Genomic DNA, 24,526 nt, shown 5'->3' on the forward strand with positions numbered 1-24,526 from the left:
ATTTACCTAAAATAAAAAATTCTCATTTTTGCACAACTTGATCTGCTATTATAGCTTATTTCTTCTTTGGAGGCACTTATAGCTTTTTTACTTAAAATTTTCCCAAGACTATGTCCTTTACCACATTCGCATTTTATGGCTCTTTCATCACAAATACAGTCTTTTTCCCATCTTTTAAAAGTATTTTTTACTATCCTATCTTCCAAAGAATGAAAGCTAATAATAGCTAATTTACAATCTTTTAATTTTGCTTTTTCTATATTTTCAAGTAAGGATTTTAACTCACCAAGTTCATTATTTACTTCTATACGCAAAGCTTGAAATACAAGTAAAGCTAAAGACACATTACGCCCTTTTAACTTAGCATTTCCTATAATTTGACTTAATTCTTTTGCACTTGTAATCTCTTTTTGATTTCTTGCATTGATAATTTTTTGAGCAAGCATTGAAGCAACCGGCGCTAGATCTCCATAGTCTTTAAAAATTTGCTCCAAAGCTTCCTTGTTATAAGAATTAACTATTTCTTTAGCGCTTAAAGGATTGTTTTGATCCATTCTCATATCTAAAAAATCAGAATTTAGCGAAAAACCCCTATCGTTTTTATCAAGTTGCAAAGAAGATACACCGATATCAGCTAAAATTCCTCTTATGTTTTGCGTTGGAATTTGAGTTAAAATATCTTTAAAGCCTATATGGTTAAAACTTATCCTATCTTGAAAATTTTTTAAAAACTCTTTAGAAAAATTTAAAGCTTCCAAATCTTTATCGCAAGCAATTAATCTTAGTTTCTCATGAGCTTGTAATAATGCTTTAGAATGCCCTCCATAACCCAAAGTACAATCTAAAAAATCTCCACTATCAAAATCATCAAAAGCATTTAAAACTTCTTGTAATAAAACAGGAATATGTGGACTTTGCAAAATAAACCTTTAAAATATTTTTTAGTATAATATCTTAGCAAAGTTTAAAACAAGGTTTTTAATGAATAAAGAAAATATTATTTCTCAAATTAAAATGCTTTCTACTTCAATGTTTAAAAAAAATTTTTTTGGGATTTGCCATGGTTCAGTTTCAGCAAAACTATCCCAAAGTTCTTTTATTATAAACAAAAATGACACTTTTTTGAATCAGCTAGATGAAAAAAATCTAAGCATTTTAAAATTTGCAAAAGATTATAGTTGGAGTGAAGCTAGCAATGACTCTGAAATCCATAAAAGTATATATGAGAATATACCTGAAGCCAAATTTGTATGTTTTGCTTGCCCAGCTTACACTTTATCAATGAGTTTAAATCATGATTTTATAGCACCTCAGGATTATTTTGGTGAAATTTTTCTAGAAGAAATTCGAGTTTATAATCCTAAAAGTTATGAGGATTGGGAGGATAGATCACAAACTGAAATTTATCGTTATATGCTAGAACAAAGGCAAAATTTTGTTGTTGTAAAGGGCTATGGCATATTTGCTTATGGTAGAACAAGTTATGAATTAGGTAAAATTATAGATTTAATTGAAAATTCTTGCAAAATTATCCATTTAGCTGAAACAAATTTATCATAATCTATGTAAAATTAATTTTGTATTAATCACAAATTATCTATAATGTATGGTTTAATTTATTTAATTATGGATTGGGGTAAAAATGCTCACTTGGATGCAGCATCATAAAAAATATTTAGTTGTTACTATTTGGATTAGTGTTATTGCTTTTGTTGGAGCAGGTTTTGTTGGTTGGGGGAGTTATGATTTTAACACCGATAGATCAAATTCTGTTGCAAAAGTAGGCGATGAAAAAATAAGCTATGATGAGTTTAATCTCAAATATTCTCAATTATTTAGCTATTATTCTCAGCTAAATAATGGTAACTACACACAAGAACAGGCACAAAAAGATGGCTTAGATACCCAAGCTATCAATGAACTTATACAAGAAAAACTCCTACTTTCTTATGCTAAAACCTTAGGTTTAAATGTGAGCGAGGAAGAAATTGCTTATGATTTAGCACATCAAAAAATCTTTCATAATGCTTCAGGTGTTTTTGATAAAAATTTATACTACAATCTGCTTGCAAGAAACAACTATACACCAAAAACTTATGAAAAAATCATTCATGATGAGTTATTACTTAAAAAAATCAATGCTATTTTAAATTTACAAATCAAACCAAATGAGCTTGATATGTTTGGTGCAAGTTTTTTAATGCAAGATAGTTTAAAAGTTCAAGCTATAAAACTTGATAACAAAAATATAACAATTGATGAAAAAGAGTTAAAACAAACTTGGGAGAAAAATAAAGAACTTTATAAAACACAAAAAAGCTACGAACTTGCAACTTATTTTTTAAACCCTGATATAATCAAAGTTGAAAATAAAGAAATTCAAGCTTACTATGAAGAAAATAAAAATGATTATAAAGATTTTGCGGGGAAAATTCTAAGCTTAGAACAAAGCAAAGACAAAATTATAAAGGATTTGAAGCTTTCAAAACTTAAACTTAAAGCTAACGAAAGCTATGTAGCTTTAAGAAAAAACGAACTCAGTTTTGATAAAAATATCACAATCAGTGATGCTGATATTTATTATCCTTTAGAAAATATACAAAAAGCTAAAGAAAATGATTTTATTAAGCCTTTTAGATTTGAAAATGGCTATATGGTTGCAAAAGTTATAAAAATAAATCCTATACAAACCATGACTTTTGAGCAAGCTAAAAATGAAGTAAGTAAACTTTACATTAAAGAAAAAACTAAAGCCTTATTGGAAGAAAAAGCAAAACTTGCTCTAGATAATTTCCAAGGCATAGACATAGGAACTTATAGCCGCGACTCAGCTAAAAATGCAAAAGTAGGTGATATGATGAATGATGCTGAATTTAGTGAGTTTTTAATGCATGTATTTGACTCAAACAAAGCTAAATCTTATGTATTGTTTGATGATAAAGCAATTGTTTATGAGATCACAAAACAAACTTTAGAAAATAAAAATAAAGAAGAAATATATAAATTCATCATAGAGCAAAGTGCTAAACAAACCAAGCAAGCCTTACTTAAGGAAGAATTATTAAAAAAACTTATAGAATTATATCCAATTCAACGCTATTATAAAGGAAATACAAATTGAATATTTTAGGAATTGATTTAGGCTCAATACAAACTTGCGCCATATTAGCACAAAAAAGCGAAGAAGGACTCAAAATCATTGGTTTTGGAAAGTCAAAATCAAATGGTATAAAAAAAGGAGCAATTACCAATATAGAACTTGCCTCAAAATCTATAGAAGAGGCAGTAGCTGATGCACAAATGATGTCAGGTGTGCATTATGATAAGGTAATTGTATCTATTTCAGGTGCTTATGCAAAAAGTGTAGATAGCATAGGTGTAGTTAATATACCAAATCATGAAATAGGTATTAAAGAAATTCACAGAGCAGTAAGCACGGCAAAACATACTGCAAATATACCTAGTGGATATGAAATCATTCATGTATTACCTTATAATTTTAAAGTAAACGATCTTGAACATGTAGAAGATCCTTTAGGAATGAGCGGAAATCGCCTTGAAGTTTCAACACATATTGTAATCTCACAAGAAGTGCATATTAAAAATTTAAAAAAAGCAGTTGAGCTTGCTGATCTTAGAGTAGATAACATCGTTCTTTCAGGCTATGCTTCTTCTATTGCATGCTTTGATGATAGTGAAAAAGAATTAGGTGCTATTTTAATCGATATGGGTGGAGCAGTTTGTGATATGGTCATTCATGCAGGCAATTCTATACGCTATAATGAATGCTTGCAAATTGGCTCAGTAAATATCACTAATGATTTATCCATAGCTTTACATACCCCACCAAAAGAAGCGGAAAAACTAAAATTAAATTACGCATCTTTAGCGCAAAATGAAAACTCAATCATACAAATTCCATACATGGGTGATGAAAAAAGAAAAAATGAAGTTTCAGTAGAAGTTATATCTAATGTAATTTATGCAAGAATTGAAGAAACTATTATTATTTTAGCTAAAATGCTAAGCGATAATGCTTGTGCAAATCAAGCAGGAGCAGGCATAGTGCTAACAGGTGGAATGACAAAATTTGCAGGACTTGACAAACTTGCTTCAGCTTATTTTGATAATAAAGCTGTTAGAATAGCGACCGCAAAAAAAGATACTATGGATGGCTTTAAAGAAATTTTTGAAGATGCAGAAAATAGCTGTGCTATAGGTCTTTGCTTATATGGTGGTGGGCATTTTACTCCTTATGAATTAGACTCTAATGAGAAGCTAAGATACAAAGGAGAACCTGAATTTATCAATAAACAGATTAAACAAAATCTTACCATAGAAGAGCATGAAGAAGAGAACAAAGATTTTGAAGAAATTTTTCAAGATCAAAAAGACTTTGAAGAGGAAAAAGCAGAATTAACAAAAGTTGAAACCAAAAAAGATAAAAAATCAGGTTTTATGCATAAATTTTGGAATAAATTAATAAACCAGTTCTAATAGGAGATACAATGAGCGAATATCTAGTAGAAGAAATGCAACACGCAAAAGGTGCAAAAATAAAAGTCATAGGCTGCGGTGGCGGTGGTGGTAATATGATAGATCATATGGTAAATATGGGCTTGCATGATCTTGATCTTATTTCAGCAAATACTGATGCACAAGCCATAGCTAAATCTTTAGCAAAAACTAGAATTCAACTAGGTGAGAAAAAAACTAAAGGTTTAGGTGCTGGAATGCAACCAGAAATTGGAGCAGAAAGTGCAAGAGAAAGTTTTGAAGAAGTAAAAGCGGCTTTAAGTCAAAGCGATATAGTATTTATTTCAGCAGGACTTGGCGGTGGAACTGGTACAGGTGCAGCTCCTGTTGTAGCACAAGCTGCAAAAGAAGTAGGCGCATTAACCGTTTCAGTTGTAACTATGCCTTTTGCATTTGAAGGAAAACAAAGAAAAAAATTAGCAGAAGCTGGTTTAACTGAATTAAAAAAAGAAAGTGATTCTATCATTGTAATCCAAAATGAAAAACTTCTTAGCATACTTCCAAAAAAAGCAGGCATAAAAGAAGCATTTAAACTAGTTGATGATATCTTAGCTAGAGCTGTTAGAGGTATGGTGTCTATCCTTTTAGAAGATGGCGATATTAATGTTGACTTTGCTGATGTTAGAACTGTTATGAGTCACAGAGGTTTAGCACTAATGGGCGTGGGTCATGGAGAAGGTGAAAATGCTATCATGGATGCATTATCAAGTGCTATAGAATCTCCATTATTAGATGGTATGACTATGAAAGGCGTTAAAGGCGTAATTATCCATTATAAAATTGGTCCGGAATGCTCATTGATAGAAATTTCACAAGCTACTCAAAGCATTAGCGATATAGCAGATGAAAATGCAAAAGTAATCTTTGGTGCAACCACTGATGAGAGTATGGGTGATCGTGTTGAAGTAACTATCATTGCTACAGGTTTTGAAGATAAAGCTGAAATAGAAAGTGCTAAAGAACAAGAAGAAAGTAAAAAAAATAGCTATATGAATTTGCGCAAAGCTAGCGGTGGATTCGATGAGGAAGTAATTTCTCAACTTGACGTTCCTGCTTTCTTGCGTCGTCAAATGGATTAATTTTTTAGTAAAAATCCTTATATGAATTCTTCATTATTATGTGATTTTTACGAATTAAGTATGGCTTATGCTTATTTTAAACAAAATATGCATAAGCAGATTGTTTATTTTGAAGTTTTTTTTAGAAAAGCTCCTGATAGTGCTTCTTATGCTGTTTTTTGTGGATTAGAACAAATCATAAATCATATTAATCATTTTTCTTTCTCTCAAAGCGATATAGAATTTTTAAAAAATACTCACAAATTTGATGATGATTTTTTAAACTACCTTTTAACCTTAAAATTTAGCGGAGATATACTAAGTGTTAAAGAAGGTGAATGTGTTTTTGCCAACACACCACTAATGATCATCAAAGCGCCTATAATAGAGGCTTTATTATTAGAAACTTTCATACTTTTAACCCTAAATCATCAATGTCTAATTGCCACTAAAGCTAGCAGAATTACTCAAATTGCAAAAGAAAAACTACTCTTAGAATTTGGCTCTCGCAGAGCCCATGGAGAAAGTGCAGCTTTAAATGGAGCTAGAGCTGCTTTTATAGGTGGTTTTCATGCAAGTGCTTGTACTTTAGCTGGAAAAAAATTCGACATTCCTATAAACGGAACTATGTCCCATGCTTGGGTGCAAATGTTTGATGATGAACTAAGTGCTTTTAGAGCATATTGTCAAATTTATAAAGATAATATAAGTCTTTTGATTGACACTTATGATTATAAAAAAGGTATTGAAAATGCTATTTTAGTTTTTAATGAGTTAAATGCGCAAGATTCTATGCAAAATTATTCTATCCGTATTGACTCAGGAGATTTGCTGAAAATCTCTAAATATATTAGAAAAAAACTAGATCTTGCTAACTTAAAAAAATGCAAAATCATAGCTAGTAATGCTTTAGATGAGTTTTTCATAGAAAAATTACTAAAAAACAAAGCTCCAATCGATGCTTTTGGTATTGGAGAAAAGCTTATTACTTCAGCAAGTTCGCCTATTTTTGGAGCTGTTTATAAGCTTGTTGCATTAGAAAAAAACCATCAAATCATCCCTAAAATAAAAATCAGTGCAAGCTCAAGCAAAACAACCTTGCCACATTTTAAAAAACTTATAAGGTATTATAAAAACAATAAAGCAAGTTTTGATATTTTATATACACATGATGAAAATATCAAAAATTACCAAGACTATACATATAAAAATTTACATGAACTTATTTTTAAAGATGGAAAATTAATCTATGAGCTTCCTAACTTAAAAAATATTCAAGAGTATCATAAAAAAAGTGTTGATGGTTTGGATTTTAAACTAAAAAAACTTCAAAATCCAAGTATTTATAAAGTAAAAATTTCTAAAAAATTACAAAATATGCAAAAAACTTACTTAGAAAAAAATTAATCTTTTTCTCTAAGTTTTACCTCATCTTCTACTTCAAGTAAAAATCTATCCACAAGCTCATCTTCTTTTAATTTTGCCACCACTTCACCATGTCTTATAACTAAGCCTTGATTTTTTCCAAAAGCAATCGCTACATCAGCACCCTTAGCCTCACCCAAGGCATTTACAACACAACCCATAACACTTATATTTAATGGTTCTTTTATATGCTTAGTTTTTTCTTCTACTATTTTAATCGCTTTAATCAAATCACTTTGAATTCTTCCACAAGTTGGACATGAGATGATATTAATCCCGCTTTTTTGTACTCCACTATCTTGCAAAATAGCCCTTGCTACTTTAATCTCTTCTTCAAGCTCTCCTGTCATAGAAACTCTCATTGTATCGCCTATACCTTTTAAAAGCAAATTTCCCAAGGCAATCGAGCTTTTAACCGTACTATGAAATTTAGTCCCTGCCTCAGTAACCCCTAAATGAAACGGATAATCACAAAGTGGTCTTAGAGCTTCATAAGCTTTTATGGTGTTTTGCACATCTGAAGTTTTCATAGAAATTTTAATATCAAAAAAGTCTAAATCTTCCAGTAATTTTATATTATACAAAGCACTCTCAAGCATAGCCTCTATATTATAACCATATTTATCACTAAATTGCTTTTCTATAGAGCCATGATTTACCCCTATTCTAATAGGAATTTTTCTTTGTTTACAAGCTTGCACCACTTCTTTGATATTTTCTTTTGATCCTATATTTCCTGGATTAATTCTTACCCCATCGATAAATTCAGCACAAAAGACTGCTAGCTTATGATTAAAATGTATATCCACTATTAAAGGTAAGGGGCTTTTTGCTTTGATTTCTTTTAAAGCTCTTGCATCTGCCATATCCAAACAGGCCAAACGCACTATATTTGCACCAGCAAAATAAAGTCTGTTAAGCTGCTCTAAACAGCCTTTAATATCTCTTGTTTTAGTAAAAAGCATAGATTGCACTGAAATAGGAGCATCACCACCTATTAAAACATCACCTACTTTTATTTGTCTTGTTTTGTATCTTGTCATTAAAATCACTCTAAAATTATTTTAGAGTATTATAGCCCAAAAATGGGCTATATCATTAATCTTTTTTATTTTTATTAAGAGATTTATATTTTATATCTGTATCTCTTGTTAAAAGGGTAAAAATTTGATTTGTTAAATCTTGAGTAAGTTTTTTAGCTTCCTTTTGATTTTGTAATGAAAAATCAACTAAAATTTGCTTTGCTTTATTCTTATCTTTTTTATAAAGACTTAAATATTCTTTTTCCATAGCTTCTTGTTTTAAAGATGTGTCTTTTTCAAATTTAGCATAAGCATTTTTTACAATAGGAGCATATTTATTATAATCACTCATTACAAGAGTTTGCAGCTTGCGATAAATCCAATAAATTGATTCATCATCAGCTTCATTTGTTCCTTGTTGATAGCCTGCAATAAACTCATCATTACCAAAATAATAGGGCAAATACACACTCAAATCAGCCATTCCTATTGCGACATAATTTAACCTACCTATTTCTTTAGGAAGCCACGGTCTAACTTGCATGATGTGAGATTCATAAGTTCTAAACACACTCACAACACGGTAAATGTTTTCATTTTCATTAAAATTTACATATGGATCATATTTTGTTCCATCATAGTGTGATCTTAAAGCTTTTTTTAAATCATCCACATTAAGTTTTTGTTCAGGTTGTAAAAATACATTAAAATTAGCGCCATTTTTTACATCTTGATTTAAAGATGGATTAAACATTTTTTGTATCCACCAAACTCTAGGATAATTATAAGTTAAATCTCTATCATCATTTCTTGTATAAACTTTAAAAAAATCAAAATCCTTATCTACTTTAGGATTATACGCTTTATGAATGACGGCAAAATTTATTAAATTTTTAGAATGCAAGGTATTTTCATCGTTAAATTTTAATTGCTTCAACCTACCCTGATTTGCGCTAACAAAATACGAATTATTAGGAATTTTTACAGCCATCCACTGATGCGCTGTAGCGCTTTCTAAATACCAAATTTCTTTAGAATCCACAAAAGCTACTCCAAAGCCCTCAGCAGCTCCTTGCTTTTCTATAATATCACCCAATAATAAAACACCTTCTTTTGCGCTTTTAATTCTTGGAAGCAAAACATCTAAAATATCATCTTCACTAATACCATTTTTCTCATTATAAGGATCAAATTTTAAAAGTTCATCTTTTGCATAAATTGATTCAGTAGCACTTATCCCAACACCCATTTCATTAAAACCAGTAGCACCGTGTAATTTACTTTGCCAATTAGCTATGGTGCTATATTGAAAAGATTTAGTGGGTAAAGGGTAAGTAAAATCATTCATTCCTTGATGTGCTTTAGTGCTATAAATACCTTTTTGATGTTCAACTCTTGGGTGGATTAGAAAAACTTGTGCTTTATCTGCTTTACTATCAGCACTTCTTGCAACCAACATAGAGCCATCTTTACTTGCTTCATTTGGTACTAAAATAGTAGTACAAGCTAAAGCATTATTAAGCAAAGCACCAAAAAGTACACAACTTGTAAGAAAACTAAACTTTTTCATTTTCTCTCCTTTAAATTTAAGAAATTAAAAAAGTATATTATTATCAAAATAAATTTAAAATTAAAAATAAAATATTGTTTTTATTATAAAATAATAATTATTTATAAATAAATATATTTTTTAAGAAAAATCAACTGGATCTATATCGCAAGTAATATTTTTAAAATTTAAAGCAAAATGCTCAAATTTTACAAGTTCTTGATGGGTATTGGCACGTAACAATACATAAAAACGCCATTTTTTATTTAGCATTTCAATACCACAAGCACCATGTCCTACTAATTGCACTTGTTTTAATTCTTGAACTTTATTAGCTATAAATTCACACAAATTTAATGCTTTGTTTTTATCCTCATCTTCAATAATTAACCTTAAAAGTCTTTTAAATGGAGGGTAAAGCCCGCTTCTAGCATTTAATTCATCTTTTAAAAAACTATCATAATCTTGTATATATTTTTCAAAAAAAGATCTATTTTTAGTTTGTAAAAGCACCCTACCCTCACCCTTACGACCTGCACGACCTGCTACTTGCATAGCAAGAGCCAAAGTCTCTTCCAAAGCTTTAAAATTAGGCCTAAATAAGTACTCATCAAGCCCCAAAATCACACTTAAATCCACGTTGTGATAATCATGTCCTTTAGCAAGCATAGAAGTGCCTACTAAAATATCAATTTTTTCTTGATTAAAATCTTTTAAAGTCATATCAAGCTTTTTTACACTGCTAATCTCATCACTATCAAATCTTTTTATGATGGGATTAAACTCAGCTAATTCTCTTTCTAAAAGCTCACAAAGCTCTGCCGTGCCCATTTTTTTAGCTTCAAGCATAACTCCATTGCAAGTTGGACAGATTTTATCGATTTCTTTGGTGAAATTACAATAATGGCATTTTAATGCATTTTTATTTTTGTGCAAACTCAAAGCAATAGAACAAAAAGGGCATTTAATGGTATTAGCGCATTCTTTGCATAAAATTTGTCTAAAATTTGCCCTTGTAGGCAAAAATACCACGGCTTGCTTTTTATTTCTTAAACTAATTTTTAATTCTAAAAGCAATTTTAATGAAACACCAAGCTCACTCTCATCATACAAAAACTGCTTTTTACTTTCAAAAAAGGTTCCTTTAAGTCTAAAACAAGGATGTTTATAAAAACTTACAACACTTGGAGTAGCCGAACCTAAAAGAACTTTTATATGCATTTTTTTTGCTATAAATAAAGCCAAATCTCTGGCATTGATTTTTGGATTATTAGAAGCTTTATAAGAATTATCATGCTCTTCATCAATAATAATCAAACCTAAATTCTTAAAAGGTAAAAACAAAGCCGATCTAGCTCCCACCACTAAAAGAGCTTTTGAATTTGCCAAATCTTGCAAACATTCTTGCTTTTTTTTCTTAGTAATTTTAGAATGCCACAAGAAAAAATGCTCGCCAAAATACACTTTTAATCTTTTTTGCATTTGCGGAGTTAGAGCGATTTCTGGCATTAAAAGCAAAACCTGCTTTCCTTGCTCTAAATATTCTTTTATCAAGCTAATATAAATTTCAGTTTTGCCACTTCCTGTATCACCAAATAGCAAACTAGTTTGTTTGGTTTTTATAAACTCCAAAGCCTCTTGCTGGTTTTTACTTAAACTAGGTGCTTTTTCTATATGAATTTTTTCATTTTTATATTCTTTAATGCTTTCAAACATACCCAAAACAAAAGCTATTTTACTAGCATAATAATAAGCAATAAATTGAGCAAGTTCGTATTGGTATTGCGTTAGTTTAAAACCTGTTTTTTCCTTTATAGCTTGGGTTTTAAAATCAGGCTTTGGGCATTTTTGTAAAATTATAGCTTTAAGATTTTTTTTCCTTGCAAGATCAACCACTACCTCATCTAAAATTTCAAATTCTTCCTCACTCTCATAAGTTAAGGTATCTAAATAATATCCTTTAATAGCAAGTTGATAAAAATTCAAAACCCATAATCCTTACAATTTAAACTCACACATTCTAAAAAAACCTTTTCGCTATTATAAGAAAAATCTATGTAATTTTTAGCATTTATAAAAAATCTATATTGAGTATTTGCTATTTTCATCCACGATTTTTTAGATGAAATGATTGGTTTTTCTAAAACACTATAAGTACATTGTTTTGTATTTTTATGATTTTGAGAATTAGAACATATAAATAATTTTTGATTTTCACTATTTATTAAAGCTTCATCTAAAATTGTTGGAAAATCCTTACTTTCTTTAAATAAAAACTGATTTTTGAGTAAAGACAAAGAAGCATTGATAAGCTCTACCTCACTTTTTACTTGAATGAGTTTAGCATCGTTTTTTCCAAAAGAAAAATACGGATAAGCAATTACGCTAAGAATAGCAATAATCATCATACAAAAAACAAGCTCTATCAAAGTAAAAGCTTTTTTTATTTGCATTTATTTTATTTCTTCATCGATAGTATTGATAAGTTTATTGAGTTCTTTTTTTAAGATATAGTTTTCGTAGCTAAGTTTTACAAAAGCATTAATGAAATTTGCAAGCTCTATCTTGCCTGTGCCTCCAGAAATTAAAGCAATTTCATCTTCAAGATGATTTGCAAATTCATTACTACATGTTACAACAAAATCTTTTGCATAGACATTAATTGTAACTTTTCTTTGGTTATTGTTTGCCAAGAACTGCCTCTATTTTTTTGATCACATCTTCGCTTTCAATATTTTTATTTTTAAGCTCTTCTTCTAAACGCGCGATTTGATTGTTTTTAGCTTCATTTTGTGCTTTTACACTTACTAATTCATTTCTTAGATTTTCATTGATTTCACATACTTCATTATATTTAGCCAAAAGCTCATTTACTTTATCTGTCATTGTGTTGATTATTCTTTCATCATACATATTTTCTTGCCTTTATTGATTTTATATTTTAGAGTATTTTAAACACATAATTGTAACAAAAAAAAATTTAATTTTGCATAGCTTTTTGTTTTAAAATTTAAATTTTTACAAAAAATTTTGTGTAAAATTAGCAAAAATACAAGTTAGGAAAATTTATGTTTGAACTTACTAGTGATTTTAAGCCAAGTCCTGATCAAAAACAAGCCATTGATGGTATAATAAAAAGCATTAAAGCAGGCAATAAATACCAAACCTTACTAGGTGTTACAGGTAGTGGAAAAACTTTCACTATGGCAAATATCATTAAAAACTTAAACATGCCTACTCTTATCATGAGTCACAATAAAAGTTTATGCGCGCAACTTTATAGTGAATTTAAAGGCTTTTTTGCAAATAATCATGTGGAGTATTTTATAAGCTATTATGATTATTATCAGCCAGAAGCTTATATACCAAGAACGGATGTTTTTATAGAAAAAGATAGCTCTACTAATGAAGACTTAGAAAGATTAAGACTAAGCGCAAGTGCTTCGCTTTTAAGTTATGATGATGTTATTTGTATAGCTAGTGTTTCGGCAAATTATGGCTTGGGAAATCCAAGTGAGTATGTAGGTATGGTTTTGATTTTAGAACTTAGTATGCAAATTTCACAAAAAGAACTTTTAAAAAAACTTGTAGATATGGGTTATAAACGCAATGATAATTTCTTTGATAGGGCTGATTTTAGAGTAAATGGAGATATAGTAGATATATATCCAGCTTATTATGAGGATGAAGCTATTAGGCTTGAGTTTTTTGGCGATGAGCTTGAGGCGATGTATCATTATAATGTCTTAGAAAATAAAAAAGGTAAAGACTTAAAAAAATTTATACTTTACCCAACCAGTCAATTTAGCGTAGGTGAGGCTAGACTTAAAGAGGCTATAAAAGGTATAAAAGCTGAATTAAATGAACGCCTTGCTTATTTTGAAAATGAAAATAAACTCGTAGAAGCACAAAGGCTAAAACAAAGAGTAGAATTTGACCTTGAAATGCTTCAAAGCACTAGCATGTGCAAAGGAGTTGAAAATTACGCCTTGCATTTAACAGGACTTAAAAGTGGCGATACACCTTATACGCTTTTTGATTATTTTGCTATTAAAAACCAAGATTTTTTAGTCATTGTAGATGAATCTCATGTATCTTTACCGCAATTTCGTGGGATGTTTGCAGGGGATAGAAGCAGAAAGCAAACTTTGGTTGATTATGGTTTTCGTTTGCCAAGTGCTTTAGATAATAGACCTTTGATGTTTGATGAATTTATTAATAAAAATTGTAAATTTTTATTTGTTTCAGCTACACCTGCGCCTTTAGAACTAGAATTAAGCAAAGAAAATATTTTTTATCAAATCATGCGTCCAACAGGACTTTTAGATCCTAAAATAGAAATCAAAGATAGTGAAAATCAAGTAGAAATTTTATACGATGAAGCTAAAAAAGTTATAGAGCGTAATGAAAGAGTTTTAATAACTGTTTTAACTAAAAAAATGGCTGAAGAGCTTAGTAAATACTACTTAGAACTTGGCTTAAAAGTAAAATACATGCATTCAGAAATTGACGCAATAGAGCGTAATGAAATCATCCGTGGTTTAAGAAGTGGTGCTTTTGATATTTTAATCGGGATTAATCTTTTAAGAGAAGGACTTGACTTGCCTGAAGTTTCTCTTATAGCTATTATGGATGCAGATAAAGAAGGCTTTTTAAGAAGCACCACTGCACTCATTCAAACGATGGGACGTGCTGCTAGAAATGTCAATGGAAAAGTATTGCTTTTTGCCAAAAAAGTCACAAAATCCATGCAAGAAGCTATCGATACTACCAATGAAAGAAGGGCTTTACAAGAAGCTTATAATAAAAAACACAACATCACACCAACCTCAGTAAAAAGAAATATAGAAGAAAGTTTAAAACATGAACTTGAGCAAGGAGAAATTTATCGCAAAGGCAAAGAACTTGAAAAAATGCCTGCAAAAGAACGCGCCAAAATAGTAAAAGAATTAAGAAAACAAATGCTAGAAGCGGCTAAAAATCTTGAATTTGAAAAAGCAGCAATGCTTAGAGATGAGATTAATAAATTAAGAACTTTATAATCCCTTAAAAATAAGGGATTATTTATTTGCTCTTTCTATATACTCTCCACGCACAGTATCAACACGGATTACTTCTCCTTCTAGTACATGGAAAGGAATTTGCACTACTGCACCTGTTTCTAAAGTAGCTGGTTTTTTGTTTGAGCCTTGAGTGTCACCTTTGAAATTTGGTGCTGTTTCGATAATTTTAAGCTCCATTACTTGAGGTACTTCCACACCGATTGCTTTTCCATTGTGAAATAAAACATCCACCATGGTTCCATCAAGCATCCATTTTTTAGCTTCACCCACATCTTCATCGCTAATTGCAACTTGCTCATAAGTTTGAGTATCCATAAATTGACAATTTTCACCATCATCATATAGATATTGCATTTGTTTTTCTTCTAAATTTGGAGATTCACATTTATCTCCTGCATGGAAAGTTTTTTCTAAAACCTTACCATCGATAAAAGATTTAATTTTAATACGTACAAAAGCAGGACCTTTTCCTGGTTTTACGTGTTGATATTCTACGATTTTAAAAGGAATACCATCAATTTCTATTTTTAAACCTTTTTTTAAATCTCCCATTCCATAAGAAGCCATATATTTTCCTTAATTTTAAAATTAAAAAATAATTGTAACAATTAAGGCTTATAAAAAGCCTTAAATTTCTGCATATTCTGCAAAAATACAAGCATCAACAGCTCTTAATTCTTCAAGCAAAGCTTTTGAAATTTTTGCATCAAGCAAAATCACAGCTAAAGCTTTTCCAAAACCATTTCTACCAAGTCTAAAATCAGCTATATTGACATTATTTTTAGCTAAAATTCCACTAACATTAGCAATAACCCCTGGTATGTCATTATTGTTTAAAATTATCATTTTCCCTTTTGGTTTAAAATCTACATCAAAACCATTTAGCTCTACTATCCTTTGTTCATTTTCGCCAAAAATAGTTCCTGAGATAGAAAGGCTGGAATTATCTGTGATTACCTTTATGGTGATTTTATTACTATAGCCACTACTTGGTAAAATACAAGAAGAAAGTTCCACGCCCTTATCTTTAGCTACAAAATGTGCGTTAATATAATTAATATTTTCACCTAAAATTCCTCTTAAAACACTCACTGTTGCAAAAGTTAGCAAAGACTCATTATACTCACTAATTTGTCCTTCACTTTCAAGCTTAATCGCTTTAATGGGAGTTTTATCAAGCTGAGCAGCCAAAAAGCCCATTTTTGAAATAAGCTCAATATAAGGTGCTACAAAACTTGGTAAATCTTCAGTTTTAATTGGTAAATTTAAAGCATTAGGATAAGAAATTCCTCTTGCAGCATTTAAAGCCTGCTCACATGCTTGGATAGCTATATTTTCTTGACTTTCTAAGGTATTTGCACCAAGATGAGAAGTAACAGAAACATTTTCAAAGTCTAAAAATGGATGATTAGTTGCGGGTTCTTTATTAAACACATCGATACCAAGCCAAGCTATTTTACCACTTTTTAATCCCTCACACAATGCATCTTCATTATAAAGACCACCTCTAGCACAATTTATCAATCTTACACCATCTTTCATTTTAGAAATTTCTTCAAAAGAAATCATATCTGTTGTTTCTTTTGTTTTTGGTGTATGTATGGTAATAAAATCACTTTGAGTTAAAATTGTATCTAAAGAATTCACGCACTCAATACCCAAATCAGTCATTTTAGAAGCTACCACATAAGGATCATAAGCTATAACTTTCATACCAAAAGCTTTTGCGCGTACAGCTACTCTTGAACCTATATTACCAAAACCTATAACCCCTAAAGTTTTGTTCATAAGTTCAACACCATACCACTTTTCCCTTTCCCATCTTCTTTGTATTTTTAAAAAATTATGAGCATTGACAAAAGATCTTGCAGAACATAATAGATGATTCATAGTAAGTTCAACTGCTGCTATGGTATTAGCCGTTGGCACATTCATAACTATAATGCCTTTTTTAGAGCATTCATCTATATCAACATTATCAACCCCAACGCCTGCTCTAACTAAAGCTTTTAAATTAGAACATGCATTGATAAATTTCAAATCCACATCTGTTGAACTTCTAGTAATAGCCACATCTACATCACTTAATTTTGTTAAAAGCTCATCTTTAGGTAAATGTGCTGCTTCAATAAGTTCTACATCATCAGCTTTTCTTAAAAGCTCCACACCCTTGTCTAATATTGCATCACATACAATAATTTTTTTCATAACCAAACCTCCTTTAATTTTGCATTTATGTTGTAAATTTTTAATTTGTCGATCAGTGCGTTTAAAACTTTTTCATTATTTGTATCTAAATAAATTGCCACTTCATCTTTGCTTTGTGTTAAAGTATATTTGATAAAAAAAGAATGCAATGTTTGCTTTAAACAAAACATAGAATAAACATCATTTTTATTTACATCAAGCATATAAAATTTTTGTTTTGGTTTTACTACAGAATCATCCATATTAAAACTCATATAAAATTCATTTGCCGCTGGAGAAAAATCATTAATTTTAAGATTTGAAAGCTTATCTTGCCAAGTTTGTGGCAATTCCTTTTTTATTTCATCAAAAGAATATTTAACATTTTGTGAGATAGGTAAATTTCCAACATTTACATATCTCACCATAAAAACAAAAGCAACAATCAAAGCTAGGCTTAAAAAGCCTAAAATACCATAAAGGGTATATTTTTTCATTTGTTATTAAGAAAGTTGATCTTTGATAATATCACCTAAAGTTACTTTATCATTATCATTGATTTCGTTTAACGCTTCTCTTTCTTTCATTCTTGCAAGACTTTTTACGCTTAAACGAATTCTATTTTTCTTTTCATCAATGAAAACAATCAAAGCTTCTATTGTATCGCCTACTTTTAAACTTGAAAAATCAATATTACCCAAATCTTCTTTGTGAATTAGCGCATCAACACCCTCTTCAAGCTCTACAAAAACTCCAAAATCTTTAATATCTCTAATTTTTCCCGAGATAATATCATTTACTTGGTGTTTTTGTGCATAAACTTGCACAGGACTTTTTTGCAATTCTTTAGTGCTTAAAGAAATTTTTTGATTTTCTTTATCTAGCTTGATGATTTTAACTTCTATAACATCACCAACTTTATACATATCTTTGCATTTATCGTTTCTATTCCATGAAGCGTCTTCATTGTGCAATAAACCTTCTAAGTTTGCAATTTTTACAAAGGCGCCAAAATTAGTTACAGAAGTAACACTACCTTTTACCACATCACCTACTTTGTGTGATTTTAAAAACTCATCAAAAGGTTTTGCTAATAAATTTTTTAAAGAAACTCTAAGTCTTCTTTCTTTAGCATTAATCTCAATTACTTCCACATCAAGCTCTTGGCCTTCACTAATATAATCTTTTGGATTTTTAGCATTTTTATCCCAAGAAATTTCACTTATATGTAAAAATCCCTCTATATCATTTCCCAAATCAACAAAAGCACCATATGGCTCTATATTTGAAACTGTAACCTTAATAGTGTCACCAACCTCTAAACCATCTTTAATTTCATCCCAAGGATCAGGCATAGCAAGTTTGATAGATAAAGAAAGATGTTTTTTATCTTTATCATATTTAATCACTTTTACAGGAACCTTATCACCCTCATTATATAATGAACTAGGATTTACTGGCCCTTTATAAGAAATTTCACTATAGTGAACCAAACCATCAACACCGCCTACATCAACAAACATACCATAGGTAGTGATTTTTTTAACAACACCTTCTATAATTTCTTCTTGATTTAACACATTTGAGATAATCTCTTTGCGTTTTTTTCTTTCTTCATCTACTATTTTTTTTCTAGAAACTACTATGCTTTGAGCTTCTTTATCTATTTTGATGATTTTAACTTTGAAAGTTTTATTGATGATGTTATTTGAATCTTTAAAGCTACTTTGTGATTTTGGCAAGAAAAATTCTACTCCATTTTCATCCACAGCCACAAAACCGCCTCTATTTTTACCAATGATTTTCACATCAAACATACTTTCATCATCTTTATAATTATCAATAAATTCTTTAACTTTTTGCTTTCTTAAAGCTTTTTTATGAGAAAGTAAAGATCTGCCACCGCGAGAACCCACTATAGCAACTTCTAATGTATCGCCTTCTTTGAAGATAAATTCGCCTTTGTCGTTTTGAATTTCTTCTATTGCTAAAATACCTTCTGATTTTTGCCCTACATTTACAAATACTTCATCGCCTTTAATCGCGACAATTATACCCTGTGTAGTTGCCTCCTCATCAGACTTAAAAGATTCTTCAAGCATTTGCTCAAAATCTTCTTCTATGATAATATCCTCTAGTCTGTTTTGAACTTTTTTGTTCACCTCGCTCATCGTGGTCCTTTGTTTTAAATTTTAATTCTTGATTATAGTATTGTTTTCTTTAAACTTAGTTAATTTTGGTATATTCTTTGATTTTTTCCAAAACCAAATCAATCACCCAATCCGGTGTAGAAGCACCTGCACTAATACCGCATTTTTCTTTGCCACTAAACCATTCTTTTTGAATTTCTTTTTCATTTTCGATTAAATAGCTATCCTCGCAGTAATTTTTTGCTATTAAAAAAAGTTGCTTAGTATTAGCTGAATTTTTTCCTCCAACTATTATCATTACATCACTTTTTTTAGCAAGCTCATTGATTGCTTCTTGATTTTTAAAAGTCGCATCACATATGGTATTAAAAACACGCACTTCTTTAACTCTAAGCATTAAAAAATTCACAATCTCCATAAATTTTTCTATCTTTTTTGTAGTTTGTGATACCACTGCAATTTTAGAAGGCAATTTAATATCAAGCAACTCTTTTTCATCAAGCACTACATAAGCCTTAGTACTTACATAACTTCTCACCCCTTTTACTTCAGGATGATTTTCATCTCCAAAAATTACAACTTCATAGCCTTCATTGCTCATTTGCTCACAAATTTTTTGAGGTTTAGTCACAAAAGGACAAGTTGCATCAAAAATTTCTATATCTTTTTGTTTTAATTTTTCTAAATCTTGCTTTGTAATACCATGGGTTCTAATGATAGCTTTTTTTTCTGTGCTTAATTCATTGATATCATTTAATGTTTTAACATTATAATTTTTCCAAAGTCTTGTGATTTCTTCATTATTATGGATTAAAGGACCTATGGTAGCTGCATCTTTAATCTGTTCAGCCTTTTTAATAGCTCTTTTTACCCCAAAACAAAATCCATAGCTTTTTGCTAGTTCAATCTCCAATTTTAGCTCCTATTTGCTTTAAAATCTCAATAAAATTTGGAAAAGAAGTTTTAATACATTCACTATCATCTACTTCCATTCCACATCTTAAACCTAAAATTAAAAAACTCATCGCAATTCTATGATCTCCAAAGCTTTCTATTTTAGCACTTTTAGCTTCGCCGCCTTCTACTTCAAAACCATCTTCAAATTCTTTTACCTTTATGCCACATTTTTGCAAATTTAATACAATTGATTTGATTCTATCGCTTTCTTTTACGCGCAATTCTTCAGCATTTTTTATAACGCTTTTTCCCTTTGCACAAGCAAAAGCTATAGCCAAAGCTGGAATTTCATCAATCAACCATGCGATATTTTCACTCACATTTACCGCCTTTAAAGGCGCACTTTCAACACAAATTTCTCCAATACTTTCAAAATCTTCATTGGTGATATTATAAGTGATCTTTGCACCCATTTTTTCTAAAATTTTAAAGGCTTCAATGCGTGTTTTATTTAACAAAACATTTTTTAAAACTACTTTTGAATGAGGTAAAATACAAGCAGCTAAGGCAAAATAAAAGGCCGATGATGGATCATTTGGCACACATACTTCAAATGCTTTTAATTTTTCTTTTAAAGGATTGATTTTGATAAAAGTTTTTTCCTCATTTAGATATTCAATACAAGCTCCCATTTTATTAAGTATAATCTCACTATGATCTCTTGAAAGCTCAATTTCTTTAAAATAACTTTCTTTTTTGGCAAATAAAGCTGCTAAGATTAAAGCTGATTTTACCTGAGCTGAAGCAATATTACTACTAAAATCAAAACCATCCAACTTAGCTCCTTGTATACAAATAGGTGCTAAATTTGCATTAGCTCTTCCATAAATTTTAGCCCCTAAACTCATCAAAGGCTCACTTACACGTCTCATCGGCCTAGCATTTAAATAACAATCCCCACTAAGTACAAAAATTTCATCTTCAATAGCGCTTAAAAGACCTATTAAAAGTCTCATAGCTGTACCTGAATTGCCACAATCTAAAACACAATTTGGAGATTTTATATATTTTGGAGCTTTAATGCAAATTAATCCATCAATTTCTTCAACCTCAGCTCCCAAAGCTTGAATAATTGCTAAAGTATGTAAAGTATCTTGTGCTTTTAAATAATTTTTAATTTTGCAAGTTCCTTGAGTGAGTAAAGAAAAGATAGCAAAGCGATGAGATATAGACTTATCAGAAGCTATATCTTCAAGCTCTGCTCTAAAAGAACCAATAGGACTGATTTTCATCGAAGTTTTAAACCATGCTCATCATCTAAAGCTTTGATGATTTTATCAATATATTCAAGGATAATATTATCTTCTAAGGTTTTTTCAAAATCTCTAAATACTAAATTAATAGTCAAGCTATAAAAATCGCCTAAATTCTCATCTGTGTATAAATCTACTACTCTAAAACTTTCTAATCTTTCAATATCTAATTTAGCAATAGTGTGTTTGATTTTTTCATATTCAAAACCCTTAGGTATAACTATACTTAAGTCCCTGCTCATAGATGGAAATTTAGAATAAGCTTTAGCGGTTTTAAAGTCTTGTTTTAAGCCTTCTAAATCAAGCTCACAAATATAAGTTTTAACCAGATCTCTTTTATTTTCTATACTTAAATGCACTCTACCTATAAACCCTACACGCTTGCCGTTTTTATATACATTTGCTTGCTCATATGGGCTTAAAAATGTATATTCTGATTTTTGCAAACTAAACTCACCTATAATGCTCTTTAATTCTGCTAAAAAAGTATAAAAATCTACCAAAACAAGCTTGGCTTTATTTGTGATTTTAGCTTCTTCTTTGTAGCCACTAAAGATCATTGCAAATTTAGCATGCTCGTTTGAAAACTCATCAAAAACACTGCCGCACTCAAAAAGTTTGATTTTCTTTTTTGAATTTCTTAGATTAAAGCTTGCTGCATTTAAAAGATGATTTATCAAAGTACTTCTTAAAGTATTAAGCTCATTGGTGATAGGATTAATAAGCTTATTTTTAATACATTTAAATCCTAATTGACTTAATTCTTCTTCATTATCTAAAACATAATGCACGCTTTCAAAATATCCATTACTACTTGCTTTTAATCTTAAATTTTTAAGCTCTTGATAATCAAAATATACTTTATTTAAGCGATTTTTTTCTTTAAATTCTAAAGCTTTTGATGGGATATTGTCAATGCCAATAATTCTTACTATCTCTTCACTAATATCAGCTATATTTGCTATATCACTGCGATGAAGTGGGATTTTGATATTAAATTGTTCATCATTTACCACACTTATTTCAAAGCCTAGTTTTTTAAGAATTTTTACTAAATTATTTTTATCTATAGGCATACCAATGATTTTATCAATCTCTGCACCAAAAATACCAATAATATTTGCTTCATTTTCTTTAAAAACTTGTTGACTTCCTGAAAAAACACCCATCGCGCTAATTTTTAAGCACTCATTAAATAAATACTCCATTCCCAAAGAAAGCTTAGGCTCACTACCTCTTAAAGAACGATATATAGTGTCATTTTTCTTTTTATAAAAGGCTATTGCATTTGCTATAGTTTGAGGATGAGTATAGCTTGCTTCTATAATGATGATTTTACTTTCATCATTGATTTTAAATTTATCTTCTTGCTCTATACCTGCTAAAGCAATCAATTCATCTTTATAATAAACTCCATATTCTCCATGTTCTTGAGTTTTAATTTCTAAGATAATCTTTTCATCGATTTGACATTCTTTACAAAGCTTATGAAAATCATAAGCACAAAAAATCACTCCACTTGCATGAGTTGCATAAGTTAAAAGATTTTCTATGTTGTTGTTTTTATATAATTCAATCAAAGCAAGACGAATTTGTATCGTAATATTTAGCTTAAATTCTTCTTTAATCTCTAATGCTTTATAAGCAAAAAAGCCTTCAACATCGCTTTGATTTTTAATACTTAGTATTCTTCCTATACCTACGCTATTTTCACTTTCTTTTAAAGGATTTAATTCTTTTAAATTTAAATCAAGTGCTGCACTTAAATCTCTAGCAACACCATATAAACTCAAGCAATCTCCGCGATTTGGAGTAAGTTCTATTTCAATTAATTCATCATTAAAAAGTTCATAATCATTTAAGGCTTTTCCTAGAACTAATTCCCCCATGCTTTCATCTAAAACCATAATACCTTCATTGCTTTTTCCAAAACCAAGCTCACTAGAAGAGCAAATCATACCCATAGATTCAACTCCTCTAAGTTTGGCAGGTTTTATCTCAAGTCCATTTGGAAGCACTGCACCCACTAAAGATACGGCTACAAATTGATCTTTATCAACATTTTTTGCCCCACAAACAATTTGTAAAATTTCATTCCCAACATCTACTTTACAAATATTCAATTTATCTGAATTTTCATGTTTAACTTTTTCTAAAACCTTACCTACTACAACTTTTTGAGGAGCTTTAACACTTTTGAAACTATCAACTTCTAATCCTATAGAATTTAAAGTATTTACTATAGTTTGTGTTGATATTTCACTTAAGTCAATCCATTCATTTAACCAATTTCTACTAATAATCATCTAAATTGCTCCAATAATCTTAAATCACCTTCAAACATAGAACGCAAATCAGGAATTTTGTGTAAAAGCATGGCAAAACGCTCCACACCCAAACCAAAAGCATAGCCACTTACATTTTTATAACCAACAAATTTATAAACATTAGGATCAACAACGCCACATCCTAAAACTTCAAGCCATCCTGTTTGCTTACAAACCCTACATCCACAACCTTTACAAAACACACAAGAAATATCTACTTCAGCAGATGGCTCTGTAAAAGGAAAAAAACTAGGTCTAAAACGCACTTTTACATCACCAAACATATGTTTTAAAAAATGTTCTAGCATATCTTTTAAATTTGCAAAATTGACTTTATCTCCCTCTTCTACCACAAGTCCTTCCACTTGATGAAACATAGGCGTATGGGTAATATCAAAATCTCTTCTAAAAACTGCACCTGGTGCTATCATTCTAATAGGTGGCTTTTGAGATAGCATAGTTCTAATTTGCACTGGAGAAGTTTGAGATCTAAGCAAGGTTTTATCTTCAAAATAAAAAGTATCTTGCATATCTCTTGCAGGATGATTTTGTGGTAAATTTAATGCTTCAAAATTATGAAAATCATCCTCAATCAAAGGCCCTTTTTCTATACTGAAATTTAAAGCTGTAAAATATTCTATGATTTTATCCATAGTTTGCATGATTGGGTGCAAAGCACCAGCATTTGAAGTTTCATCAAAAAAGCTAAAATCTTGCACATCTTGTTTCATTTTTTCATTTAAAGCTTTTTCTTCTAGTTCTTTTAATTTTATTTGATAAGCTTCATTAAATTCATCTCTTGCTTTATTTAAACCATTAGCAAATTCTTTTTTTTCTTCACCTTGCAAATCTTTTAACTTTGCAAATTCTAAAGTCAAAATACCTTTTTTTCCCAAAACACTTACTTTTATATTTTCAAGTTCTGCTAAAGTATTTGCAGAAGCAATTTTTTCTAACATATCTTGCAATTTTAGCTCCAACTAAATTTTTTTTAAACAT

General features: G+C 30.0%; 21 protein-coding genes. 6 read left to right on the top strand and 15 right to left on the bottom strand.

The window, feature by feature from the left end:
- Positions 1 to 2: 2 nt before the first annotated feature.
- The gene (gene rsmH / locus L8W55_RS02375) at positions 3 to 920 is read right to left on the bottom strand and encodes a 16S rRNA (cytosine(1402)-N(4))-methyltransferase RsmH (RefSeq protein WP_263677145.1); all 918 of its coding nucleotides are present in this window, start codon (positions 918 to 920) and stop codon (positions 3 to 5) included.
- Positions 921 to 981: 61 nt separating this feature from the next.
- Between rsmH and L8W55_RS02380 the strand changes: the two genes are divergently transcribed.
- The 5 genes from L8W55_RS02380 (at position 982) to L8W55_RS02400 (ending at position 7,001) form a co-directional block, all read left to right on the top strand.
- Positions 982 to 1,560: a class II aldolase and adducin N-terminal domain-containing protein gene (locus tag L8W55_RS02380; RefSeq protein ID WP_263677146.1), complete on the top strand. Its 579-nt coding sequence runs from the start codon at positions 982 to 984 to the stop codon at positions 1,558 to 1,560.
- 82 nt (positions 1,561 to 1,642) lie between these two features.
- The gene (locus tag L8W55_RS02385; RefSeq protein ID WP_263677147.1) at positions 1,643 to 3,121 is read left to right on the top strand and encodes a peptidylprolyl isomerase; all 1,479 of its coding nucleotides are present in this window, start codon (positions 1,643 to 1,645) and stop codon (positions 3,119 to 3,121) included.
- Entirely contained in the window at positions 3,118 to 4,497 is a 1,380-nt protein-coding gene (gene ftsA, locus L8W55_RS02390; RefSeq protein ID WP_263675245.1) for a cell division protein FtsA, read from the top strand. The genes L8W55_RS02385 and ftsA overlap by 4 nt, the downstream gene beginning before the upstream one ends.
- Before the next feature lie 11 nt (positions 4,498 to 4,508).
- The gene (ftsZ, locus tag L8W55_RS02395) at positions 4,509 to 5,615 is read left to right on the top strand and encodes a cell division protein FtsZ (protein WP_263677148.1); all 1,107 of its coding nucleotides are present in this window, start codon (positions 4,509 to 4,511) and stop codon (positions 5,613 to 5,615) included.
- 21 nt (positions 5,616 to 5,636) lie between these two features.
- Complete coding sequence (locus L8W55_RS02400; RefSeq protein WP_263677149.1) at positions 5,637 to 7,001, top strand: nicotinate phosphoribosyltransferase; 1,365 nt, start codon at positions 5,637 to 5,639, stop codon at positions 6,999 to 7,001.
- Here L8W55_RS02400 and ispG read toward each other — a convergent pair.
- The 6 genes from ispG to L8W55_RS02430 all read right to left on the bottom strand — a co-directional run bounded on the left by ispG (position 6,998) and on the right by L8W55_RS02430 (position 12,503).
- Positions 6,998 to 8,062 (bottom strand): flavodoxin-dependent (E)-4-hydroxy-3-methylbut-2-enyl-diphosphate synthase, encoded by a 1,065-nt coding sequence (ispG, locus tag L8W55_RS02405; protein ID WP_412175261.1) that lies wholly within the window; start codon positions 8,060 to 8,062, stop codon positions 6,998 to 7,000. The two genes, L8W55_RS02400 and ispG, sit on opposite strands and share 4 nt — an antisense overlap.
- A gap of 55 nt (positions 8,063 to 8,117) precedes the next feature.
- Positions 8,118 to 9,611 carry a C69 family dipeptidase gene (locus tag L8W55_RS02410; RefSeq protein ID WP_263677151.1) on the bottom strand — a complete coding sequence of 498 codons (1,494 nt, stop codon included), beginning with the start codon at positions 9,609 to 9,611 and terminating at the stop codon, positions 8,118 to 8,120.
- Between the two features lie 120 nt (positions 9,612 to 9,731).
- Positions 9,732 to 11,576: a primosomal protein N' gene (locus tag L8W55_RS02415; RefSeq protein ID WP_263677152.1), complete on the bottom strand. Its 1,845-nt coding sequence runs from the start codon at positions 11,574 to 11,576 to the stop codon at positions 9,732 to 9,734.
- A complete protein-coding gene (locus L8W55_RS02420) occupies positions 11,573 to 12,043 on the bottom strand; it encodes a type II secretion system protein (RefSeq protein WP_263677154.1) in 471 nt (156 codons plus the stop codon). Before L8W55_RS02420 ends, L8W55_RS02415 begins: the two co-directional genes overlap by 4 nt.
- Positions 12,044 to 12,283, bottom strand: coding sequence for a hypothetical protein (locus L8W55_RS02425; RefSeq protein ID WP_012661889.1), 240 nt, complete (start codon positions 12,281 to 12,283; stop codon positions 12,044 to 12,046).
- Positions 12,270 to 12,503 carry a hypothetical protein gene (locus tag L8W55_RS02430; RefSeq protein ID WP_012661890.1) on the bottom strand — a complete coding sequence of 78 codons (234 nt, stop codon included), beginning with the start codon at positions 12,501 to 12,503 and terminating at the stop codon, positions 12,270 to 12,272. Before L8W55_RS02430 ends, L8W55_RS02425 begins: the two co-directional genes overlap by 14 nt.
- Before the next feature lie 155 nt (positions 12,504 to 12,658).
- On the opposite strand from L8W55_RS02430, the gene uvrB reads away from it, so the two are divergent.
- The gene (gene uvrB, locus L8W55_RS02435) at positions 12,659 to 14,632 is read left to right on the top strand and encodes an excinuclease ABC subunit UvrB (RefSeq protein ID WP_263677155.1); all 1,974 of its coding nucleotides are present in this window, start codon (positions 12,659 to 12,661) and stop codon (positions 14,630 to 14,632) included.
- An 18-nt stretch (positions 14,633 to 14,650) separates the two neighbouring features.
- Here uvrB and efp read toward each other — a convergent pair whose 3' ends face one another.
- The 8 genes from efp to pheS are packed head-to-tail and all read right to left on the bottom strand — an operon-like array spanning position 14,651 to position 24,486.
- Positions 14,651 to 15,220, bottom strand: coding sequence for an elongation factor P (gene efp, locus L8W55_RS02440; RefSeq protein ID WP_039618934.1), 570 nt, complete (start codon positions 15,218 to 15,220; stop codon positions 14,651 to 14,653).
- A gap of 60 nt (positions 15,221 to 15,280) precedes the next feature.
- Complete coding sequence (gene serA / locus L8W55_RS02445; RefSeq protein ID WP_263677157.1) at positions 15,281 to 16,861, bottom strand: phosphoglycerate dehydrogenase; 1,581 nt, start codon at positions 16,859 to 16,861, stop codon at positions 15,281 to 15,283.
- The gene (locus tag L8W55_RS02450) at positions 16,858 to 17,337 is read right to left on the bottom strand and encodes a hypothetical protein (RefSeq protein ID WP_263675239.1); all 480 of its coding nucleotides are present in this window, start codon (positions 17,335 to 17,337) and stop codon (positions 16,858 to 16,860) included. The genes serA and L8W55_RS02450 overlap by 4 nt, the downstream gene beginning before the upstream one ends.
- A gap of 6 nt (positions 17,338 to 17,343) precedes the next feature.
- Positions 17,344 to 19,011, bottom strand: coding sequence for a 30S ribosomal protein S1 (locus L8W55_RS02455; RefSeq protein WP_263677158.1), 1,668 nt, complete (start codon positions 19,009 to 19,011; stop codon positions 17,344 to 17,346).
- 55 nt (positions 19,012 to 19,066) lie between these two features.
- Entirely contained in the window at positions 19,067 to 19,903 is an 837-nt protein-coding gene (locus tag L8W55_RS02460; RefSeq protein WP_263675237.1) for a 4-hydroxy-3-methylbut-2-enyl diphosphate reductase, read from the bottom strand.
- The gene (gene aroA / locus L8W55_RS02465) at positions 19,893 to 21,179 is read right to left on the bottom strand and encodes a 3-phosphoshikimate 1-carboxyvinyltransferase (protein ID WP_263677159.1); all 1,287 of its coding nucleotides are present in this window, start codon (positions 21,177 to 21,179) and stop codon (positions 19,893 to 19,895) included. The genes L8W55_RS02460 and aroA overlap by 11 nt, the downstream gene beginning before the upstream one ends.
- Positions 21,176 to 23,506 (bottom strand): phenylalanine--tRNA ligase subunit beta, encoded by a 2,331-nt coding sequence (pheT, locus tag L8W55_RS02470; protein ID WP_263677161.1) that lies wholly within the window; start codon positions 23,504 to 23,506, stop codon positions 21,176 to 21,178. The genes aroA and pheT overlap by 4 nt, the downstream gene beginning before the upstream one ends.
- On the bottom strand, positions 23,503 to 24,486 hold the full coding sequence (gene pheS / locus L8W55_RS02475) for a phenylalanine--tRNA ligase subunit alpha (protein ID WP_373274314.1): 984 nt from the start codon (positions 24,484 to 24,486) through the stop codon (positions 23,503 to 23,505). Before pheS ends, pheT begins: the two co-directional genes overlap by 4 nt.
- Between the last annotated feature and the right edge of the window lie 40 nt (positions 24,487 to 24,526).

Source organism: Campylobacter sp. FU_520, from assembly GCF_025772385.1.
Lineage (GTDB): Bacteria > Campylobacterota > Campylobacteria > Campylobacterales > Campylobacteraceae > Campylobacter_D > Campylobacter_D lari_C.

Bases quoted from the DNA above. Each gene is read 5' to 3' on its own strand.
- L8W55_RS02380 (WP_263677146.1), top strand. From the start codon at position 982: ATGAATAAAGAAAATATTATTTCTCAAATTAAAATGCTTTCTACTTCA.
- L8W55_RS02385 (WP_263677147.1), top strand. From the start codon at position 1,643: ATGCTCACTTGGATGCAGCATCATAAAAAATATTTAGTTGTTACTATT.
- ftsZ (WP_263677148.1), top strand. From the start codon at position 4,509: ATGAGCGAATATCTAGTAGAAGAAATGCAACACGCAAAAGGTGCAAAA.
- L8W55_RS02400 (WP_263677149.1), top strand. From the start codon at position 5,637: ATGAATTCTTCATTATTATGTGATTTTTACGAATTAAGTATGGCTTAT.
- ispG (WP_412175261.1), bottom strand. From the start codon at position 8,062: ATGACAAGATACAAAACAAGACAAATAAAAGTAGGTGATGTTTTAATA.
- L8W55_RS02410 (WP_263677151.1), bottom strand. From the start codon at position 9,611: ATGAAAAAGTTTAGTTTTCTTACAAGTTGTGTACTTTTTGGTGCTTTG.
- L8W55_RS02420 (WP_263677154.1), bottom strand. From the start codon at position 12,043: ATGCAAATAAAAAAAGCTTTTACTTTGATAGAGCTTGTTTTTTGTATG.
- L8W55_RS02430 (WP_012661890.1), bottom strand. From the start codon at position 12,503: ATGTATGATGAAAGAATAATCAACACAATGACAGATAAAGTAAATGAG.
- uvrB (WP_263677155.1), top strand. From the start codon at position 12,659: ATGTTTGAACTTACTAGTGATTTTAAGCCAAGTCCTGATCAAAAACAA.
- efp (WP_039618934.1), bottom strand. From the start codon at position 15,220: ATGGCTTCTTATGGAATGGGAGATTTAAAAAAAGGTTTAAAAATAGAA.
- serA (WP_263677157.1), bottom strand. From the start codon at position 16,861: ATGAAAAAAATTATTGTATGTGATGCAATATTAGACAAGGGTGTGGAG.
- L8W55_RS02450 (WP_263675239.1), bottom strand. From the start codon at position 17,337: ATGAAAAAATATACCCTTTATGGTATTTTAGGCTTTTTAAGCCTAGCT.
- L8W55_RS02455 (WP_263677158.1), bottom strand. From the start codon at position 19,011: ATGAGCGAGGTGAACAAAAAAGTTCAAAACAGACTAGAGGATATTATC.
- aroA (WP_263677159.1), bottom strand. From the start codon at position 21,179: ATGAAAATCAGTCCTATTGGTTCTTTTAGAGCAGAGCTTGAAGATATA.
- pheT (WP_263677161.1), bottom strand. From the start codon at position 23,506: ATGATTATTAGTAGAAATTGGTTAAATGAATGGATTGACTTAAGTGAA.
- pheS (WP_373274314.1), bottom strand. From the start codon at position 24,486: ATGTTAGAAAAAATTGCTTCTGCAAATACTTTAGCAGAACTTGAAAAT.